Annotated in this window: 19 protein-coding genes; 5 read left to right on the top strand and 14 right to left on the bottom strand. The window is 62.5% G+C overall.

The genetic code is table 11. From position 1 onward, the window contains the following. Positions 1–61: 61 nt before the first annotated feature. The 11 genes from PSH94_RS01100 to PSH94_RS01050 form a co-directional block, all read right to left on the bottom strand. Positions 62–3,127 carry an efflux RND transporter permease subunit gene (locus PSH94_RS01100; protein WP_253509947.1) on the bottom strand — a complete coding sequence of 1,022 codons (3,066 nt, stop codon included), beginning with the start codon at positions 3,125–3,127 and terminating at the stop codon, positions 62–64. Further along, positions 3,124–4,194 (bottom strand): efflux RND transporter periplasmic adaptor subunit, encoded by a 1,071-nt coding sequence (locus tag PSH94_RS01095; RefSeq protein ID WP_181081469.1) that lies wholly within the window; start codon positions 4,192–4,194, stop codon positions 3,124–3,126. The genes PSH94_RS01100 and PSH94_RS01095 overlap by 4 nt, the downstream gene beginning before the upstream one ends. Beyond that, entirely contained in the window at positions 4,191–5,273 is a 1,083-nt protein-coding gene (locus PSH94_RS01090) for an efflux RND transporter periplasmic adaptor subunit (RefSeq protein ID WP_285428865.1), read from the bottom strand. The genes PSH94_RS01095 and PSH94_RS01090 overlap by 4 nt, the downstream gene beginning before the upstream one ends. A 208-nt stretch (positions 5,274–5,481) precedes the next feature. Beyond that, a complete protein-coding gene (locus PSH94_RS01085; protein ID WP_305436160.1) occupies positions 5,482–6,333 on the bottom strand; it encodes a transporter substrate-binding domain-containing protein in 852 nt (283 codons plus the stop codon). Then, on the bottom strand, positions 6,330–7,106 hold the full coding sequence (locus PSH94_RS01080; RefSeq protein WP_305436159.1) for an amino acid ABC transporter ATP-binding protein: 777 nt from the start codon (positions 7,104–7,106) through the stop codon (positions 6,330–6,332). The genes PSH94_RS01085 and PSH94_RS01080 overlap by 4 nt, the downstream gene beginning before the upstream one ends. Next, complete coding sequence (locus tag PSH94_RS01075; protein WP_181081467.1) at positions 7,103–7,762, bottom strand: amino acid ABC transporter permease; 660 nt, start codon at positions 7,760–7,762, stop codon at positions 7,103–7,105. The genes PSH94_RS01080 and PSH94_RS01075 overlap by 4 nt, the downstream gene beginning before the upstream one ends. Continuing rightward, on the bottom strand, positions 7,743–8,408 hold the full coding sequence (locus tag PSH94_RS01070) for an amino acid ABC transporter permease (protein ID WP_167418135.1): 666 nt from the start codon (positions 8,406–8,408) through the stop codon (positions 7,743–7,745). The genes PSH94_RS01075 and PSH94_RS01070 overlap by 20 nt, the downstream gene beginning before the upstream one ends. Positions 8,409–8,856: 448 nt before the next feature. Continuing rightward, positions 8,857–9,639, bottom strand: coding sequence for a MetQ/NlpA family ABC transporter substrate-binding protein (locus PSH94_RS01065; RefSeq protein WP_253509944.1), 783 nt, complete (start codon positions 9,637–9,639; stop codon positions 8,857–8,859). Positions 9,640–9,762: 123 nt separating this feature from the next. Continuing rightward, positions 9,763–10,695, bottom strand: coding sequence for a sigma 54-interacting transcriptional regulator (locus tag PSH94_RS01060; protein ID WP_305436157.1), 933 nt, complete (start codon positions 10,693–10,695; stop codon positions 9,763–9,765). A 47-nt stretch (positions 10,696–10,742) separates the two neighbouring features. Next, the gene (locus PSH94_RS01055) at positions 10,743–11,324 is read right to left on the bottom strand and encodes an alpha/beta hydrolase (RefSeq protein ID WP_253509942.1); all 582 of its coding nucleotides are present in this window, start codon (positions 11,322–11,324) and stop codon (positions 10,743–10,745) included. A 124-nt stretch (positions 11,325–11,448) separates the two neighbouring features. Continuing rightward, on the bottom strand, positions 11,449–12,291 hold the full coding sequence (locus PSH94_RS01050; RefSeq protein WP_305436155.1) for a LysR family transcriptional regulator: 843 nt from the start codon (positions 12,289–12,291) through the stop codon (positions 11,449–11,451). A gap of 106 nt (positions 12,292–12,397) precedes the next feature. Here PSH94_RS01050 and PSH94_RS01045 point away from each other — a divergent pair, with 106 nt between their 5' ends. Together PSH94_RS01045 and PSH94_RS01040 are read left to right on the top strand one after the other, a co-directional pair. After that, on the top strand, positions 12,398–13,594 hold the full coding sequence (locus PSH94_RS01045) for a CynX/NimT family MFS transporter (protein ID WP_266245407.1): 1,197 nt from the start codon (positions 12,398–12,400) through the stop codon (positions 13,592–13,594). Positions 13,595–13,679: 85 nt separating this feature from the next. Beyond that, entirely contained in the window at positions 13,680–14,141 is a 462-nt protein-coding gene (locus PSH94_RS01040; protein ID WP_305436153.1) for an HIT family protein, read from the top strand. A 42-nt stretch (positions 14,142–14,183) separates the two neighbouring features. Here the strand turns inward: PSH94_RS01040 and PSH94_RS01035 are convergent, their stop codons facing one another. Further along, positions 14,184–15,263 (bottom strand): fatty acid desaturase, encoded by a 1,080-nt coding sequence (locus PSH94_RS01035; protein ID WP_305436152.1) that lies wholly within the window; start codon positions 15,261–15,263, stop codon positions 14,184–14,186. A gap of 101 nt (positions 15,264–15,364) precedes the next feature. On the opposite strand from PSH94_RS01035, the gene PSH94_RS01030 reads away from it, so the two are divergent. Further along, complete coding sequence (locus tag PSH94_RS01030) at positions 15,365–16,369, top strand: AraC family transcriptional regulator (protein ID WP_181081458.1); 1,005 nt, start codon at positions 15,365–15,367, stop codon at positions 16,367–16,369. Here PSH94_RS01030 and PSH94_RS01025 read toward each other — a convergent pair. After that, positions 16,366–16,731, bottom strand: a complete 366-nt coding sequence (locus PSH94_RS01025; protein WP_181081457.1) for a response regulator transcription factor — start codon at positions 16,729–16,731, stop codon at positions 16,366–16,368. The two genes, PSH94_RS01030 and PSH94_RS01025, sit on opposite strands and share 4 nt — an antisense overlap. Positions 16,732–16,832: 101 nt before the next feature. Here PSH94_RS01025 and PSH94_RS01020 point away from each other — a divergent pair, with 101 nt between their 5' ends. Both PSH94_RS01020 and uraH read left to right on the top strand, forming a co-directional pair. Continuing rightward, positions 16,833–17,306 (top strand): heme-binding protein, encoded by a 474-nt coding sequence (locus tag PSH94_RS01020; RefSeq protein WP_305436150.1) that lies wholly within the window; start codon positions 16,833–16,835, stop codon positions 17,304–17,306. Between the two features lie 23 nt (positions 17,307–17,329). After that, a complete protein-coding gene (gene uraH, locus PSH94_RS01015) occupies positions 17,330–17,740 on the top strand; it encodes a hydroxyisourate hydrolase (RefSeq protein WP_181081455.1) in 411 nt (136 codons plus the stop codon). On the opposite strand, the gene PSH94_RS01010 is transcribed toward uraH, so the two are convergent. Further along, a complete protein-coding gene (locus tag PSH94_RS01010; RefSeq protein ID WP_305436148.1) occupies positions 17,737–18,429 on the bottom strand; it encodes a Crp/Fnr family transcriptional regulator in 693 nt (230 codons plus the stop codon). The genes uraH and PSH94_RS01010 overlap by 4 nt on opposite strands. Between the last annotated feature and the right edge of the window lie 21 nt (positions 18,430–18,450).

The following is an 18,450-nucleotide window of genomic DNA, read 5'->3' as shown; positions in this document are numbered from 1 at the left end:
CGCCCCCAAGTTTGCTGCATGACAGCGCCAAGTCGAAGATTTGGCGGGGACTCTCACATGTTTAACGGCGTTCGTCCTGTTGCTCCTGCTTTGGCTCGCGAATCTTGTACCACGCCACATACAACGCCGGCAGGAACAGCAGCGTGAGCAAGGTGGCGATGATGATGCCGCCGATCATCGCGTACGCCATCGGCCCCCAGAACACTTCGCGGGCAATCGGGATCATGCCCAGGCTCGCCGCAGCGGCCGTGAGCAGGATCGGCCGTCGACGGTGCTCGGTGGCTTCCACCACGGCATCCCACGGCGTGTAGCCGTCGCGTTCGTAGGCATCGATCTGCGTCACCAGGATCACCGAGTTACGGATGATGATGCCGATCAACGCCAGGATGCCGAGGATCGCCACAAAGCCCATGGGCGTACCGGTGGGGATCAGCGCCAGCACCACGCCGATCAGCCCCAGCGGCGCGACACTGGCGACCAGGAACATCTTCTGCACGCTGTGCAACTGGATCATCAGGAACGTCGCCATCAAAAACAGCATCAGCGGCACCACGCTGGCGATCGGGCCCTGGGCCTTGCCGCTCTCTTCCACAGTGCCGCCGGTGGCGACCTTGTAGCCTACCGGCAGGCCGGCGCTGAACTTGTCGATCTCGGGCTTGAGCTGCTTGACCAGGTCGGTCGGCTGCATTTCGTCGCGCACCGAGGCCTTGATGGTGATGGTCGGCAAACGGTCGCGACGCCACACCAAAGGCTGCTCCAGTTCATAGCGCACGGTGGCGAAGGCCAGCAGTGGGATCGACGTGCCGTTGGGCGTGACAATCTGCAGGTTCTGCAGGGTTTCCGGCGTGCCGCGCTCGGCGTCTTCGGCGCGGCCGACCACGTTGATCAGGTAGATATCGTCATGCACCTGGGTCACCGAAGCACCGCTGACCACGCTGTTCATCAGCTGCGCGACGTCTTCGGAGGACAGGCCCAACTGCCGTGCCTTGTCCTGGGCGATGTCCACGCGCAGGACTTTGCCCGGCTCGTTCCAGTCGTAAATGATCTCGCCCAGGTGGGTGTTTTGATCCAGCAGGGTCGCCAGTTCGATGGCGTGCTTGCGAACCTGGTCGGTGTCTTTGCCGGAGACGCGATACTGGATAGGCCGCCCTACCGGCGGGCCCATTTCCAGCGGCTGCACATAACTGCCGATACCGACAAAGTCATCGCGCAGACGCTTCTGCAGACGTGCGATCAACGCGCCGCGTTCTTCCAGGCCTTTGCTGACGATCACCAACTGTGCGTAGTAAGGGTTTTCCAGTTGCTGGTCGAGGGGCAGGTAGAAACGAATCGCGCCCTGGCCGATGTAAGTGCTCCAGCGGGCGATGTCCGGGTCGTCCTTGATGATCGCTTCCAGGCGGTCGACGGCCTTGCGCGTCTCGTTGATCGAAGCGTTCTGCGGCAGGTTGAGGTCCACCAGGATTTCCGGGCGGTCCGACGACGGAAAGAACTGGTTCTGCACGAACTGCATGGAGAACACCGATGCCACGAACAGCCCTACCGTGATGCCGATGGCCCACCAGCGGTTGCGCATGGCCCACAGCATGCCGCGATTGAACCCCCGGCCGATGCGCCCAGGCTCGGCGTTATGAGGCTTAACGTTGGCGCTGAGGATATGCACGCCGATCACCGGCGCAAACAATACCGCCACCACCCACGACACCAGCATCGCCACGGCGATCACCGCGAACAGCGTGAAGGTGTACTCACCGGCCGAACTGGCGTTGAGGCCGATCGGCACAAAGCCTGCCACTGTGACCAGCGTACCGGTCAGCATCGGGAACGCAGTCGACGTGTAGGCGTAAGTGGCCGCCTGCTCCTTGGTCTCACCTTTTTCCAGGCGCGTGATCATCATCTCCACGGTGATCATCGCGTCATCTACCAACAGGCCGAGGGCAATAATCAACGCGCCCAGCGAGACGCGCTGCATAGTGATGCCGCTGTATTCCATGAACACGAACACCAGCGCCAGCACCAGCGGAATCGAACACGCCACCACCAGCCCGGCACGCAGACCGAGGCTGATAAAGCTCACCACCAGCACGATGATCACCGCCTCGAACAACGCACTGGTAAAGCCGCCCACGGCTTCTTCCACCACTTCGGCCTGGTCCGACACCTTGTGCACGCCGACACCCACCGGCAGGTCGGCGGTCAGTTCGTCCATGCGCGTGTGCAGGGCCTTGCCGAACGACTGGATATTGCCGCCCTTCTGCATGGCGATGGCCAAACCGATGGCAGGCTTGCCGTTGAAGCGAAACATCGGCCGCGCCGGGTCGACGTAGCCTCGGCTGATCTCGGCAATGTCCGCGAGGCGATAGAAACGGTCATTGAGGCGCAGATTGACGTTGGCCAGGTCTTTTTCCGAGGCGAACTGCCCCGAAGTTCGCACCGAAATCCGCTCCGGCCCGGCTTCGATCACACCGGCAGGCGTCACGGCGTTCTGCGATTGCAGGCTTTGCACGACCTGGCGCTGGTCGACGCCCAGCGCCGCCAGTTTGCGCGTGGAGAAGTTCAGGTAAATCACTTCATCCTGTTGGCCGATCATCTCCACCTTGCCCAGCCCCGGCACCGAACGGATCTCGGCGCGTACCTGCTCGACGTAGTCACGCAACTGGCGCATCGACAGGCCGTCGCCGGTAAAGGCGTACACCGAGCCGAACACGTCACCGAACTCATCGTTGAACGACGGCCCTTGCAGGCCTTGGGGGAAGGTGCCGCGAATATCGTCGATCTTCTTGCGCACCTGGTACCAGATTTCGGGGATGGCCTTGGCGCTGGTGGTGTCCTTGAGGAATACGAACACGGTGGACTCGCCCGGTCGGGTATAGCTCTTCACATAGTCGAGGGAGTCGAGTTCTTCGAGTTTTTTCTCAATGCGGTCGGTGACCTGCTTGAGGGTTTCTTCCTGGGTCGCGCCCGGCCAGCGGGTCTGGATCACCATAGTCTTGATGGTGAACGACGGGTCTTCTTCGCGGCCCAGGTTCATGTAGGAGAACACGCCCATCAGCAGCGCGACGAACATCAGGTACCAGACGAAGGACTGATGCTTGAGGGCCCAGTCGGATAAGTTGAAGCTGCCTTTCATCGCGGGCTGTCCTCGTCGATTTTGACTTTCTGCCCGGGCTTCAGGCTGTTCACGCCGGCGGTGACGATGCGCTCGCCGGCTTTGACGCCGCCGTTGACCAGGGCGCTGCCGCCCTCCCGGCTGATCACCGTGACATCTCGCGGTTGTACGGTCTGGGTCTGGGTGTCGAGCAGCCAGATGCGGGTCTTGCCGTCAACGTCCTGCAAGGCGCTCACCGGCAGCTCGATGCGCGGGGTGATGGCGGTGCTCAGGGTGACGCTGATGGCCGTGCCGAGGCGGAACGCGGGCGGCGTCTCGGCCAGAGTCAGGCGTGCGCGACGGGTGCGCGTGGCGCTCTGGGCCTGGGGCTCGATTTCGCGCACGGTGGCGGTGGTGTGAACGCTGGGGTCCAGTTGCCCGGCGACCAGGAACACCCCATCCGGAGGCAGGCGCTCGGCCAGGCTGGCGGGAAGATCGATCACCGCTTCCTTGATGTCCGGGCGTGCCAGGGTCACCACTTGCTGGCCGGCGCTGACCACCTGGCCGGCCTCGGCGTTCCAGGCGGTGACGATGCCGGCATGGTCGGTGCGCAGTTCGGCGTAGTTGAGCTGGTCCTTGGCCTGGTTGACCGAGGCCTTGGCCTGATCGAGGCTGGCCTGGGTGGTTTTCAGGTCGGTCAGCGCCACGTCCAGCTGGGCCTGGGCGCCGACGCCACGGTTGAACAGCTCCTGCTGGCGGCGGGCATTGGCCTGGGCATTGATGAACTGCGCCTGCACCCGCGCCAGGTCGCCCTGGGCTGCGCGCAACTGGTTCTGCTGGTCGGTGGGATCGAGCACGGCCAACAAGGCGCCCTTCTCCACTTCGGCGCCGACGTCCACGAGGCGACGGGCGATACGGCCGGGCACGCGAAAGCCCAGGTTACTTTCGTAACGGGCCTGGATGGTGCCGGCGAAGCGGCCGAGGTTTTCCTGGTCTTCAGCCTTCACTTGCATCGACAGCACCGGGCGCACCGGGTCGGGCGCGGGTTCTTCCTTGGAGCACGCCGCCAGTGCCAGGCCGGCGGCGAGCATGACGATCAGGCGCTTCATGGCTGGGCTCCTGGCTGGGCAATCTCGACCTGCATACCGGGGTGCAGCAACTGGCCGCCGGCCACCACGACTTTTTCGCCGCCCTTGAGGCCATCGCCGATGATGACTTTGCCAGTGAGGTAGCGGGCCACGGAGACTTTATGCAACTGCGCCTTGCCCTCGCCGTCCACCAGCCACACGGCGGGTTCGCTGAGATCTTTGGTGAGAGCCGACCACGGCAGTTCGACGCTGGCCCTGGCCGGGCCATTGGCGGTGGCGCTGACCACCGAGCCCAGCTCCATGCCTTTGGGCAGTGACTGCAGGGCAATCTTTACTTGCACGGTGCCGGTGTTGGCGGCCACCGCCGGGGTAATTTCGCGCACATTGCCTTGCACCTGAATGCTCGGGTTGTCCAGCAGGCTTACGGTGATCGGCGCGTCGGACGGTGGCTCTACCAGCAGCGATTCATACACGTTGAACACCGCATCGCGCTCGCCGTCGCGGGCCAGGCTGAAAATCGGCACAGTGGCCTGCACCACTTGGCCCACCTCGGCCTGGCGCGCCGTGATCACGCCCGGCGCATCGGCGACCAGTGCGGTGTAGCCCAGTTGCTCACGGGCATTGGCCAGTTGTGCCTGGGCCGCGGCCAGGGCGCTTTGGCTGCTGCGCAAGGCGGCCTGGGCCGAGTCGTATTCGCTGCGGCTGGTGTAGCCTTTGGGCAGGAGCTTTTCCTGGCGCACAAACGCCGCCGCTGTCTGCTTGACCCGCGCCTGTTCGGCCACGACCTGGGCCTGGGCCGAATCGACGTTGGTCTGCAGGTCTTTGGGATCGAGCCTGGCCAGCACTTGTCTGGCGCTTACGCGATCGCCCACATCCACCAGGCGCTGGATGATCTTGCCGCCCACGCGAAAGGACAGATCGGTTTGCACCCGCGCCTGGATATCCCCGGTCAGGGTGACTGCCGCAGCGAAATCCGCCGACTGCACGGTCTGCACAAACACCCGGGAATGAGCCTTGGGCTCGGTGTTTTCCTGGCCGCAGCCGCTCAAGAGCGCCAGCAGGCCAAGTCCGAATATAAAAGTGGAAATACGACCGCCCATGCAGTCTCCTTTTGCGTGATGCCGACGTGCCAGTGTGTATGCGACTGTCAGCTTAGATCAGGGTTCCTTATCTGCATGGGGAAGAGAGTATTGAGGTGATTTCACCGGCCTCATCGGGGCAAGCCCCCTCCCACACTTTTGAGTTGTGAATACATTCAAATGCGGGAGGGGGCTTGCCCCCGATAGCGATACAACAGTCAGCGCAGAACTAGCCCTGCCATTTGCCGCCTTCGACAATCACACTCTCAGGCTGGGTGTCATCACTGAGTTCTTTACGCACGTATTGGTCGTACAGTTTGAGCAGAAATTTCTCCTCGCCCAACTTCGCCAGTTCGGTATTTACCCAATCGCGCAGTTCGGTGTTGCCCTTCTTGACCGCCGGGGCGATGGGGGCTTCGTCGCCGAGTTTCTGTTCCAGCACGCGGTAGCCGGGGTTTTGCTTGGCCCAGCTGAACAGCACCAGGTTGTCCTGGGCATAGGCATCGCCGCGACCGGCTGACAGCGCCTGCAGGGATTCGGAGTTTTTCTCGAACTTGAGCAGTTTCCAGTCCGGATGGTTTTTGGTCAGCCAGATATCGGCGGTGGTGCCGGTGGTGACGATGGTGGTGCGGGTCGCCAGGTCATCCAGGCGCTTGACCGGGCTGTCGTTGGGCACCAGGGCCTGCACCGCGACTTTCAGGTTGGGATGGGTGAAGTCCACCGCTTCCTTGCGCTCCGGGGTCACGGTCATGTTGGCCAGGATCAGGTCGACCTTGTCGCTTTGCAGGAATGGAATGCGGCTGGCCGGCTCCACGGCGACGAATTCGACTTTGTTCTCGTCGCCCAGCAGATCCTTGGCGAATCGGCGGCCGATGTCGGTATCGAAGCCGACATAGCGCCCGGCCTCGTCCACAAAGCCGAACGGTGGTTTGTCGGTGAAGACGCCGACAATCAACTTGTCGCGCGCTTTGATCTTGTCGATGTAACTCACGGCAGCCGTGGGTTTGGCAGGCTCTTCGGCCTTTTTATCGCAACCGGCCAGCAGCGCGACGGCTAACAGGGGCAGTAGTAGTTTTTTCATAGCGGTTCCAGTTCCTTGATTTTCTTGGACAGTGTTGAAACAAAGGAGAACTTCTCCAGGAACTGCTGCGCGCGTGCGGTTTGCGGGTTCGTAAAGAATGCCTCGGGGGTGTTGTGTTCGAGAATGCGGCCGGCCTCCATGAACACCACGCGGTCGGCGACGGCGCGAGCGAAGGCCATTTCATGGGTCACGATCAGTAATGTCATGCCATCGCGGGCCAGGCCCTGGATCACCTCCAGCACTTCCTTGACCATCTCCGGATCGAGGGCTGCAGTGACTTCGTCGAACAGCATGACTTGTGGGTTCATGCACAGCGAACGGACGATGGCGATACGTTGCTGCTGACCACCGGAGAGCTGGCGCGGGAACGCGTCGCGCTTGTCCGCCAGGCCGACCCGCGCCAACAGCTGTTCAGCCTGCTCGCGGGCTTGGCGCGGCTCGCGCTTTTGCACTTTCAGCGGCCCGAGCAGGATGTTGTCGAGTACGCTCATATGTGGAAACAGATGGTAGCTCTGGAACACCATGCCTATGTCCTGGCGCACCTGGCGCCAGTCGGTGTGTTTATCCAGCAGCTCCTTGCCGGCAAATCGCAGGCTGCCACCATGGGCCACTTCCAGGCCGTTGAGGCAACGCAGCAAGGTGCTTTTGCCGCAGCCGCTGGGGCCGAGGATCACCACCACTTCGCCGCTGTGCACGCTCAGGTCGATGCCCTTGAGCACCTGCTGCTCGCCGAAGAATTTGTTGAAACCCTGGAACTCGATCAATGCGCTCATGCTTGGGCCCAGCGCCGTTCCAGCACCTTGGAGGCGGCCGACAACGGGTAGCAGATAAAGAAAAAGAACAGGAACAGCGCGCCGTAGATCAACACCGACTCATAAGTGCGCTCGATGATTTGCTGACCGACCTTGATCACGTCCACCACGCCGATCAGCACCGCCAGGGAACTGGTCTTGATGATGCGCGTGTAGACGTTGATCGTGGGTGGCGTCATGCGCTTGAGGGCCTGGGGCAGCAACACGTAGCCGTACAACTGCGGGTCGGACAAGCCAATCGACAGGCCGGCCTCGCGCTGGCCACGGGGCAGCGAATGCAACGCGCCACGTACCACTTCGCCGACCTCGCTGGCGCCCCACAACGACAACACCAGCACCGCGCACCAGAAACTGGGGAGGCTCAGGCCAAAAAAAATCGGTAGGCCAAAGAACAGCAGGTACAACCACACCAGCACCGGGATCGCCCGGAACAACTCCAGGTAAACCCGCAGCACGGCGTTGATCAGCCGGTTGTTCAAGGTGCGCAGCACGCCATACAGCACGCCGCCTACCGTACTGAAGGCGATGCTCATAAACGAAATCGACAAGGTCTGCGCGGCGCCCTTGCCCAGTTGCGGCAGCGACACCCACAACAACTCAAGACCCGAACTGGCCATGCTGGAGCCTCCTTTCCAAGCGGCTGAGCAGCAGCGACAGCGGCAAGAACAACAGCACGCAAATCAGCGTCAGCACGGCGAGCATTTCGTAGGTCTTGTAGTAGAGGGCGATGTAGCTCTTGGTGGTGTAGAGAATCTCCGGCACGGCCACGGCGGAGACCACGGTGGTCTCTTTGAGCAGGAAGATGAAATTGGCGAACAAGGCCGGCAGGCTGAGGATGCCGGCCTGGGGCAGGATCACGTGGCGCAGCAGTTGCCAGTCCGACAGGCCAATGGACTTGCCCGATTCGACCTGCGCCTGCGGCACCGCCTCCACACCGGCGCGCAGCACTTCGGTGAGGTAAGCACCGCCCAGAAAGGTCATGGTGATGATCGCCGCCCAGAACCCGGAGACATTCAAGCCCAGGGCGGGCAAGGCGAAGTACACGAAAAACAGCTGGATCAGCAGCGGTGTATTGCGCGCCAGCTCCACATACAACGCCACCAGGCGCGACAGGTACGGCGTGCGAAACACCAGCAGCGCCGCGTTGATCAGCGCTACAAGCAAGGAGGTGGCGATGGCGATCAGGCCGACTTGCAGCGTGACACCCACGGCCTTCAAAAACGCCGGCAGGGTGCTGAGGATAAAAGCGAAATCGAGGGTCATTTGCAGTCCATGACACCGCAGGGTAGAGCGGCGCGTGCTATCCAAGCCAACGTGGGTAACGTCGGGTAGCGCGAACTTTAAAGGTATAAAAAGTAAATTTTAAATACCAAAATAGCATATTGATATCACCCAAAAAGATAACCTCCGGATTCGCGGGCTTAGCGGGTGGCAGCTATGGTTGAGGGGTCTGTGTTTCGAGGGAATGAACAATGAACAAAGCGAAACCGATTGATCCGCAGGAGTTGGTGAAATGGTTGGTGGCGTTGCGCAGGGCGATCAATAGCCGCGCGCTCTGACACGCTGAAGGTCCACTGTGAGATGAAGATCAAATGTGGGAGGGAGCAGGCCCCCTCACACATTTTGATTGCATTGCGAATTCCACACATAAAAAAACGCCGACGCTATGTGAGCCGCCGGCGTTGAAACCTTGAAGGGGTGTTGGCTTACATCAGAACGCCGGCACAACCGCGCCGTTGTACTTCTTCTCGATGAAGGCTTTGACTTCCGGGCTGGTCAGGGCCTTGGACAGTTTCTGGATAGCGTCGCTGTCCTTGTTGTCCGGGCGAGCCACCAGGAAGTTTACGTAAGGCGACTTGGCGTCTTCGATGATCAGCGCATCCTTGGCCGGGTTCAGGCCGGCTTCCAGCGCGTAGTTGGTGTTGATCAGGTCCAGGTCGACCTGGTCCAGCACGCGGGGCAGCAGCGCCGACTCCAGCTCTTTGAATTTGAGGTGTTTCGGGTTGCTGGCGATGTCTTTAGGCGTAGCCAGGGCGTTGGTCGGGTCTTTGAGGGTGATCACACCGGCTTTCTGCAGCAGCAACAGGGCGCGGCCGCTGTTGGAGCCTTCGTTCGGGATGGCAACGGTGGCGCCGTCTTTCAGGTCTTCAATTTTCTTGATTTTTTTCGAATAACCGCCGAACGGTTCAACGTGCACGCCCACCACGGTCACCAGGTTGGTGCCCTTGCCCTTGTTGAAGTTTTCCAGGTACGGCAGGGTCTGGAAGTAGTTGGCGTCCAGGCGCTTTTCAGCGACTTGCACGTTGGGCTGCACATAGTCGGTGAATACTTTGATTTCCAGGTCCACGCCTTCTTTGGCCAGGGTTGGCTTGACCAGCTCGAGGATCTCGGCATGCGGGATCGGCGTGGCGGCCACCACCAGTTTCTCGTTGGCCTGGGCGAAGCTGGCAGTCAGGGCAGCGGCCAATGCGGTAAACAACAGAACCTTTTTCATGCAGTGTCCTTATCGACAGTCCGGGGCGTCTCTGACGACCGTGTGTAGGGTGGTGTGCCAGCGAAGTGCTATCGCGGCATGCAGGGGACAATACCTAGATTTTTTATTCCCGAACAATATCTTTTATTCACGTTGATATTCCATTTTTTGTTCATGTAGGAATCGGCGCAACGTTTCCTGCTCGGCCGGGCTGGCCTGGGCGTAAATCCTCCGCACCTGTTCCAGCGGCGAACCCGCCGCCGGCAGGTTCAGGTGCTCCGGCAGAATTTCGTCGCCGCTGCTCACCAGGAGCGCAAAGTGAATAACGTTTTCCAGCTCACGGGTATTGCCCGGCCAGCTGTGGCGTTCCAGCACGCGCTGGGCGGCCTCGCTGATCAGCGGCACCGGCAGGTCAAGACGCTGACTGTAGATGCCCAGGAAGTACTCGGCCAACGACAGAATATCGCCCACCCGCTCGCGCAATGCGGGTAGGTCCAACCGGCCTTCGCTCAGGTAGTGAAACAGTCGCTCATGAAATTTGCCGGCGGCCACGGCCTGCGCCAGGTCGATGCTGGTGGCGGCCACCAGACGCACGTCCACCGGGCTCGGCTGCTGGGCGCCGACGCGGGTGACTTCATGGTTTTCCAGGGCGGCGAGTAATTTGACCTGGATCGGCAGCGGCAGGTCGCCGATCTCATCCAGGTACAAGGTGCCGCCATTGGCCGAACCAAACCAGCCGGCGCGGCTGCTGGCGGTGCCGCTGTGGCTGCCGGCGGCGTAGCCGAACAATTCGGCGTCGGCGTAGGTGGGGCTGATGGCGCCGCAATTAACCGAGACGAACAAGCCCGTACGGTCACTGCCACGGTGGATATGCCGCGCCAGCAGCTCTTTACCGCTGCCGGTCTCGCCGCGAATCAGCACGGGCAAAGCGCGCGGCGCGAGGGTTTCCAGCTCTTCGCGCAGCTTGCGCGAGCGCGGGTCGACAAACACCAGCGCCTTGGCGCGGATGCTCAGCGGGCTTTTTTCCGCGTCGGGGAAGGTCAGCAGTGGCTGACCGAAGGTTTCATGCAGACTCATGGCAAGCTCCCGCCCCACGTCCGCCAGGGACGGGGCGTTGAAAAAAATCAGGCGGTGCGCCGGGCGTGCTGCTCGAGGCGGCTTTGCAGGCGATAGAGGTAGGCGAAGCCTTGCTCCCAGCGCTGATGACCGGACTTCACGTTGATATGCCCTGCCCCCGAAAGAATGCCGGCTTCGGCCCCCCAGTTGCGCGCCAACTCCAGGGCCCGAGGGGCGCTGACGGCGCTGTCGTTGTCGGAACTGACCACCTGGCTCGGGAACGGCAACAGGTCGGTGGGGATCGGCGCGAAATTGCGCAAGGCCGGCGAGCAGGCCGGACGCTCCACATCCGCCGGCGCCACCAGCAAGGCGCCGCGCACCTGCCGCAGGAACTGCACGGGTGCGGTGGCCGCCCAATGGGCCACGGTGATGCAGCCCAGGCTATGGGCGATGAGAATCACCGGCGTGCTGTCGGCGGCGATCGCCTCGGCCAGCGCGGCAACCCAGTCTTCACGTCGCGGCGTCAGCCAATCGGCCTGCTCCACACGCGCGCTGTTGGGCAGGCTGTGCTGCCAATGACTTTGCCAATGATTGTCCGGCGATCCTTGCCAGCCCGGCACGATCAGATAACGAATCGACTCGCTGTGCATGGGTGTGCCCTCCTGCAGCGTTTAACGTGCTGAGCAGTATAGGGACGCGGTTTATATTCGTTAAGGAATAAGAAGCTATTTATTAATAACCAAAAATACAATCCATGGCCCGGCCGTCTCCACCTCACTTCGCGCACAAATCGAACAACTGAGCCTGTAAGCACTGCCCCGCCGCACTCAGGCCATGGCGGGCATACAACGCCAGGCGCACGCCTTGCACTTCGGGCAGACCGCTGTCAGGCCCCAATTCCACATGCCCTGGCTGCACCACCCGGCGCGGCAACAGGCTCACCCCCAGCCCAGCCGCCACCGCCGAACACACGCTGGCCAAACTCGCGCTTGAGTAACCGATACGCCAGCGCCAGCCGCCCACTTCCAGGTGCTGCAGCATTTCATTGCGGTACAGGCCGCCCACCGGGAAGGCCACCAACGGCAACGGGTCGCGCCCCACGGATGGTGTGGTGCGGCTGTCCACCCAGCACAGCGGCTCGGGCCACGAGGCCAGGCAGTCGGCGCTGTCGCCCATTTGCTTGACCAGCAGCACATCGAACTCGCCGGCCCGGTATTGACGTTGCAACTCGGGGCCCAAACCACTGGTGACCTCCAGACGCACCCGTGGATAAGCCTGCACGAATGACGACAACAGCGGCATCAGGCGCTCGGCGGCAAAATCTTCCGGCACCCCCAGGCGCAGCACGCCGTCGCTCTGTTGGCTGATCAGCACTTCAGCGGCCTCTTCATGCAGCGCCAGGATGCGCCTGGCGTACGCCAGCAAGCGCTCGCCTTCGGTGGTGGCGACCACGCGGCGCTGGTCGCGGTCGAGCAACTGGCATGCCAACGCGTCCTCCAGACGGCGGATCTGCTGGCTCACGGTGGACTGGGTCAGGTGCAGGCGCTCGGCGGCGCGAGTGAAATTGCCGCAGTCCACCACGGCGACAAAGCTGCGCAATAACACGGGGTCGAACATCCACGTCACCATTGTGTTTGCCACTGACTGGCATGGTTATATTTAATTTCAGAATACTCCCAGGGCTGCCCATACTTCACCTCCCATCGTGCCCGGAGCGGCCTGCATGACATTGAATAAATCCCTCGCCGGCTGGGGACTATTGCTGGTGCTGGGCCTGAACCTGCGGCCGATCCTCAGCTCCATCAGCCCGCTACTGGGCGAAATCCGCCACGCCACCGGTTTGAGTTTCCAGAGCAGCGCCCTGCTGACCAGCCTGCCGGTAGTGTGCATGGGCCTGGTGGCGCTGATCGGCGTGCGGGTGGAAGCACGCCTGGGCGAGCGGCGTGGCATCGCCCTGGGGCTGATGATGATCCTGCTGGCCTGCCTGGCGCGTTGGTTGATGGGGCAGGCGTCGGCGCTGCTGGTCACGGCATTGCTCGGCGGGGCCGGCGTGGCGCTGATCCAGGCGCTGGTACCAGCGATGATCAAGCGCGAGTTTCGTCATCGCGTGCCGGTGGCGATGGGGGTGTATTCGGCTTCATTGATGGCCGGTGGCGGGCTGGCGGCATTGCTCAGCCCGGTAGTGGCTACGCACTTTGCTCAGTGGCAGGCGGGGCTCGGGATCTGGCTGTTGCCGGCACTCGGCGCGTTGCTGCTGTGGGCCTGGCTGCCGTTGGGCGCGGCGCGCAACCCGCAGGTGGCGCCCGCATTGAAGGGCCTGCGCAATCGGCGTGCGTGGTTATTGGCGTTGTATTTCGGCCTGGTGAACTGCGGCTACATGAGCCTGGTGGCCTGGCTGCCGGCTTATTACCAGCAACTGGGCTGGGGCGTGCTGCCCAGCGGCTCGCTGCTGGCGTACATGACCATTTTCCAAGTGATCGCCGCGCTGCTGATGCCGGTGCTGGCACAACGCGGTGTCGACCGTCGTCCGTTGCTGGTCATCAGCCTGTTGGCACAAACCGTGGGTTACCTGGGACTGATCTTCGCGCCGTTGGACTACCCCCACCTGTGGGTGGCCTTGTGCGGCTTCGGCCTGGGCGCCTGCTTTGCCCTGAGCCTGCTGCTGACCCTCGACCACCACCGCGACCCTCGCCATGCCGGGCAACTGGCGGCCTTTGTGCAAGGCGTGGGCTTTTTGATCAACGCCATTTCACCGTGGATGACCGGTTGGCTGCGCCAGCTCACCGGCGACTTCGTCAGCGCCTGGTGGGTGCTGACCGCCACGGTGCTGGCGATGCTGGTGGTGACGCGGGTGTTCAGCCCGGCGAGCTATCGCGTCGAACCGGACGTCGTGGCGCCGGGTCAGCGCTTTACACACTAGCGACACAAAACAATGCCAGGTTTGAACCATCGAAGTTCACCGGGCACGCTGCCCGCCCCTTTGACGAAAACGAGGACGTCGTCTGATGGACTGTATCTTCTGCAACATCGCTCGCGGCACCGCCCCTGCCCACTTGTTATGGGAAGACCAGAGCCACATGGCTTTCCTCTCCATCTTCCCCAACACCCCAGGGTTCAGTGTGGTGATTCCCAAGGCTCATTACGGCAGCTATGGGTTTGCCCAGTCGGACGAGGTGCTGTGCAAATTGGTGGTTGCGGCCAAGAAGACCGCACTGCTGATTGACCAGGCGCTTGCGGGCGTGGCGAGGACCGGCATGATTCTGGAGGGTTACGGCGTCGATCATTTGCACGCCAAGCTGTTCCCGATGCACGGAACGGGCGAAGACAGCGCATTCAAAAAAATCAGCTCTCGCATGGATAAGTTTTTTGATCGCTATGAGGGCTATCTCTCGTCCCATGACTGCGCCAGGGCCGACGATTCGGCGTTGGCCGAGTTGGCCGCGCATATCCGTGCCGTCAACGACTGAGCACGGGCGGCCAGACTCGCCACCTCAACCGGCCACCGCACCTCAGCGCAACGCCGTTTCCGCCGGCTTGAGGCCGGCATTGGCTGCCGCCATGGGCTCCAGCCGATTGGCCCGCGCAAACGTGCCCAAATCATTAAAGCGCACACCCATTTCAGCCATCACTTTATGCGCCACCTTGGCCGTCATCTGGCGGATATAGAACGGTTCCTTCACCACAAAATGATGAATCCCGTGGGTGCTGCCGAAGTTGAAGCAGAACGCCTGCAACGGCCACATCCACCACGGGTTCAGCACCTGGGTCTGCTGGATCACATTGCCCGGTTCCACATCGCCGTAGTAGTGCATGTTGGAGCTGACAAAGTGCAGGCAGAACGTGCGCAGTACATTGGGCCCAATGATCACCACGACGGCGATATCGATCACGTGCATCATCTGCAAAGTGCCTTCCGACCAGGCGATGGGCGCGCCGAGCAGGCTGGCGATGCCGTTGGCGGCGTGGAACCCTAGAAACACGTACCACGCGCCCCAATGCAGCAGCGCCAGCGGCGCATAAACCAGCAGCGCGCGCTTGAGAATCTTGAATTTATGGCTCCAGGTCTTGGCCCGCAGCATGCGGATAAAGGCCGACATCACGTTATCGCCCACCATCAACAAGCGCGCCAGGCCCCACGGCTCGCCGTTGGTGATTGCGCGCTCCTCCATGTCGGCCTCGGTGCCGGAGACCTTGTGATGGTTCAGGTGCAGGTGGCGACGGACCCACGGGTTGATGGTGCTCGGCCGCGCCAGCCATACCAGGCCCATCATCAGGTTGTGCGGCACACGCTGCTTGCGAAAGTACATGCTGTGGATCAGGTCGTGTTCCAGCTCGTGGGTCAGTGAAGCGAAAAATGCGTTGAGCAGCAGGCACACCCACCAGGCCATATGCCCGCTGATGTACAGCGCCGCCGAGCCAAGCATGCCCAACAGCGCAAAGGCCAGGATGCCGGCACCCAGAGCGTCCTGATGCTGCAGCCACGGGTGTTGCTGGCGCAGGCGCACGCCTTCGGCGAGTACGACTTCGCGAATGTGCGCCGAACGTTGTTGTGCATTCAGCGATTGGGGACTTGCAGAAGTACCGTCCATGCTCCCATCCTCTTGTTTATCGAGGTTTACATCCTGCACCAGGCGCTCGCGCAGGACGCTAGCCCCACACGCCAACCTGTTGACCGCACACGCCAATCATCATGACCGAACCCACCTCCCTCGCCAGCTGGACCCGCGCCCTGCGCAAACAGCTCGATGCCCTGGGCCTGGACAGCGCCGCGCTGTGCCGCGAGGCCGGGGTCGATCCGCAGTTGATGGACGACCCCAACGCGCGCTACCCGCTGTCGGCCACCACGCGCCTGTGGGAACTGGCGGTGCAGGTCAGCGGCGATCCGGCGATCGGCTTGCGGGTGTCGCGGTTTGTCAGCCCCACCACGTTTCACGCGCTGGGCTATGCGCTGGTCGCCAGCGGCAGTTTGCGCGAGGTATTCGAACGCATCGTGCGTTACCACCAGGTGGTCAGTGATGCCTTGACCCTGGAGTTGAGCCGCGACGGCGAGCGCTACCGGTTTCGCCTGCTGCAACCGCCAGGCAACCCGGCGCCGGCGTTCGAGGCGATCGATGCGTTCGCGGCGATTTACGTGCGCACCTGCCGCAATCGCCTGGGGCGCGATTACGCGCCGTTGGCTGTGTATCTGCGTCGCCCGCCACCGGCCGACCCGACGCCATGGCACACCGTGTTCCGTGCGCCGGTATTGTTCGCCGCCGACGAAGACCGCCTGGAGTTCGCCGCGCGCGACTTCGACAGTCACTTGGACGACGCCAACCCGGAGCTGGCCGAACACAACGAAGCCGTGCTCAAACGCACCCTCGCGCAGCTGCAACCGCTGACTTGGGAGCGCAAGGTGCGTGCGGCCATCGAAGCGCAATTACCCGACGGCGAGCCCAGCGCCGAACGCGTTGCCCAGGCCCTGCACCTGAGCCTGCGCAGCCTGCAACGGCATCTGGCGGACGAAGGCTGTCGGTTCGATGCGTTGCTCAATCAATGCCGGCAGAACCTGGCGTTACTGCACCTGCGTGATCCGCACTGTTCGTTGGCCGAGATCAGCCACCTGTTGGGGTTTGCCGATACCAGCAGCTTCAACCGTGCGTTCAAGCGCTGGACGGGGATGACGCCGGGGCAGTTCAGAGAAGGCTTGGGTTAGCGCCCTCGTTCGCGCCGCAGCAGTTTCTTGACTCGCGCGACCAGCGCCTTGTCATCAAACGGTTTGAGCAGGTAGTCATCCTCATGCAGCTCCAAACCGCGCAGACGATCTTCGATCCCGCCCGGCGTGGTCAGGAACAACAACGGCGTGTCGCCTCGCTGACGGATCGCCTGCTGCAGCTTCCACGCATTCAGGCCCGGCAACATCACGTCCAGAATCACCAGGTCGTACACGCAGCTTTCCACAAAGCGCTGCGCGGCCATGCCATTGGCCGCGACTTCCACGGCGAAACCCGCCTCGCTCAAGCCCTGGGCCATGCGTTGCGCCAGCTGCGGCTGGTCTTCCACTAACAACACCTGCATGCCTCACCTCTGGTGATTAATGACAAACCTGTCATCCAATTGTGCGGTTTCTGACCCCGTTCACTGGCTACCGTGGGTGCCTGTTCAACGGAGCCTTCACCATGTATCGCACTGCTTTGTTTTTGAGCCTGGCGCTGACCAGCGCCGCCCAGGCCGCGCCGCAATTGCCGCGCCATGCCGATCTGGACCTGCGTACCGCGCGCCAATTGGCCGACGCCAGCCTGGCCCACTGCAATGCCGCGCTGACCGTGCTCGATCGCGGCGGCAACCCGTTGCTGGCCCTGCGCGCCGATGGGGTCGGGCCGCACAACAGCCTCGCCAGCCAGCGCAAGGCCTACACCGCGCTGTCGAGCAAGACCGCCACCCGGCTGTTTGCCGAGCGCGCCCGCAACAACCCGGAAGCGGCCAACCTTAACACCTTGCCTGAATTGCTGTTGCTCGGTGGCGGCGTGCCGTTGTTTGCCGACGCCGAACTGGTCGGCGCCCTGGGCATTTCCGGTGCCGGTGGCGCGGCGCAGGACGAAGCCTGTGCCGTCCAGGCCGCCGAGCAGCTGGGCCTGAAAACTTCCTTGTAACTGACCCTCGAAAGGACCTCTCGATGAAAACCCTGAGCATTACCCTCGCCGCCCTCAGCCTGAGCGGCCTGTGCAACCTGGCCCTGGCCGACGGCAACCCGCTGAGCGTCCACGTCCTTAACCTGGAAAACGGCCTGCCGTCGGCGGGTGTGAGTGTGACCCTGGAGCAGCAGGTGGGCGATCACTGGCAAGCGCTGTCCGAGGGCGTGACCAACCAGCAGGGGCGCATTGCCGAACTGTTCCCCGCCGATCGCAGCATGAAACCCGGCGAGTACCGGGTGGTGTTCAAGACCGGCGACTACTACAAGAAGGCCAACCGCGAGACCTTTTTCCCGGAAGTACCGGTGATTTTCCAGGTCAAGCAGGCCGACCAGCACTACCACATCCCGCTGCTGCTCAGCCCGTACGGGTTCTCCACGTACCGCGGCTCCTAGTTTGAGGCGCCTGCGGCGTGCCGCAGGCCTGGCAGGTCGAGCACTTTGATCGCGCCATAACTCAAGCCGATAATGCCCTGCTGCTCCAGGCTCTTGAGCAGGCTGTTGATGGTCTGGCGCGACAGGCCCAACATCGCCGCCAAGTCTTCCTGGGGCAGTTGCAGCTCGCGGCGCGCCTGCTCGATTTCACCGTAGCCTTCGGCAATCATCAGCAACCGATGGGCCAGGCGCGCCGACGCGGGCATCAGGCTCATCTGTTCGATATTGATCAATGACAGCCGCAGTTTATGGCTCATCAGCAGGGCTATTTCCCGCCAATACACCGGCTGGTGCTCAAGCAGCGCGAGCATCGCCGCCTGCGGCACGTGCAGCAACGTACACGGCCCCATCGCCAGCGCATCGTGGGTGCGCGGCAGGCCGTCGAACAGGCAGATCTCGCCGAACCAGTAGGGCGTTTCCACCAGGCTCAACACCGCTTCCTTGCCTTGGGCATTGACCGCGCTGATGCGCACCGCACCGTCAAGCACCGCATACAGGCCACAGGGCGGGTCGCCGCGTTTGAACAGCCACTGCCCCGCCGCCAACGTGCGCAACCGAGCTGCCGCCAGAAGGCTGCGCTGCAGGTCGCCCGGCAAGTGCCTGAACCAATGGCCGGTGACCAATTGGCGGTGCCAGTTCTCTGGGTTCATGAGCGCTCCGAAGATTGTCGT

It is taken from the genome of Pseudomonas sp. FP2254 (assembly GCF_030687695.1).
In the GTDB taxonomy this organism is placed as follows: Bacteria; Pseudomonadota; Gammaproteobacteria; order Pseudomonadales; family Pseudomonadaceae; genus Aquipseudomonas; species Aquipseudomonas quebecensis.
This window is presented reverse-complemented; position numbering and strand designations above follow the sequence as displayed.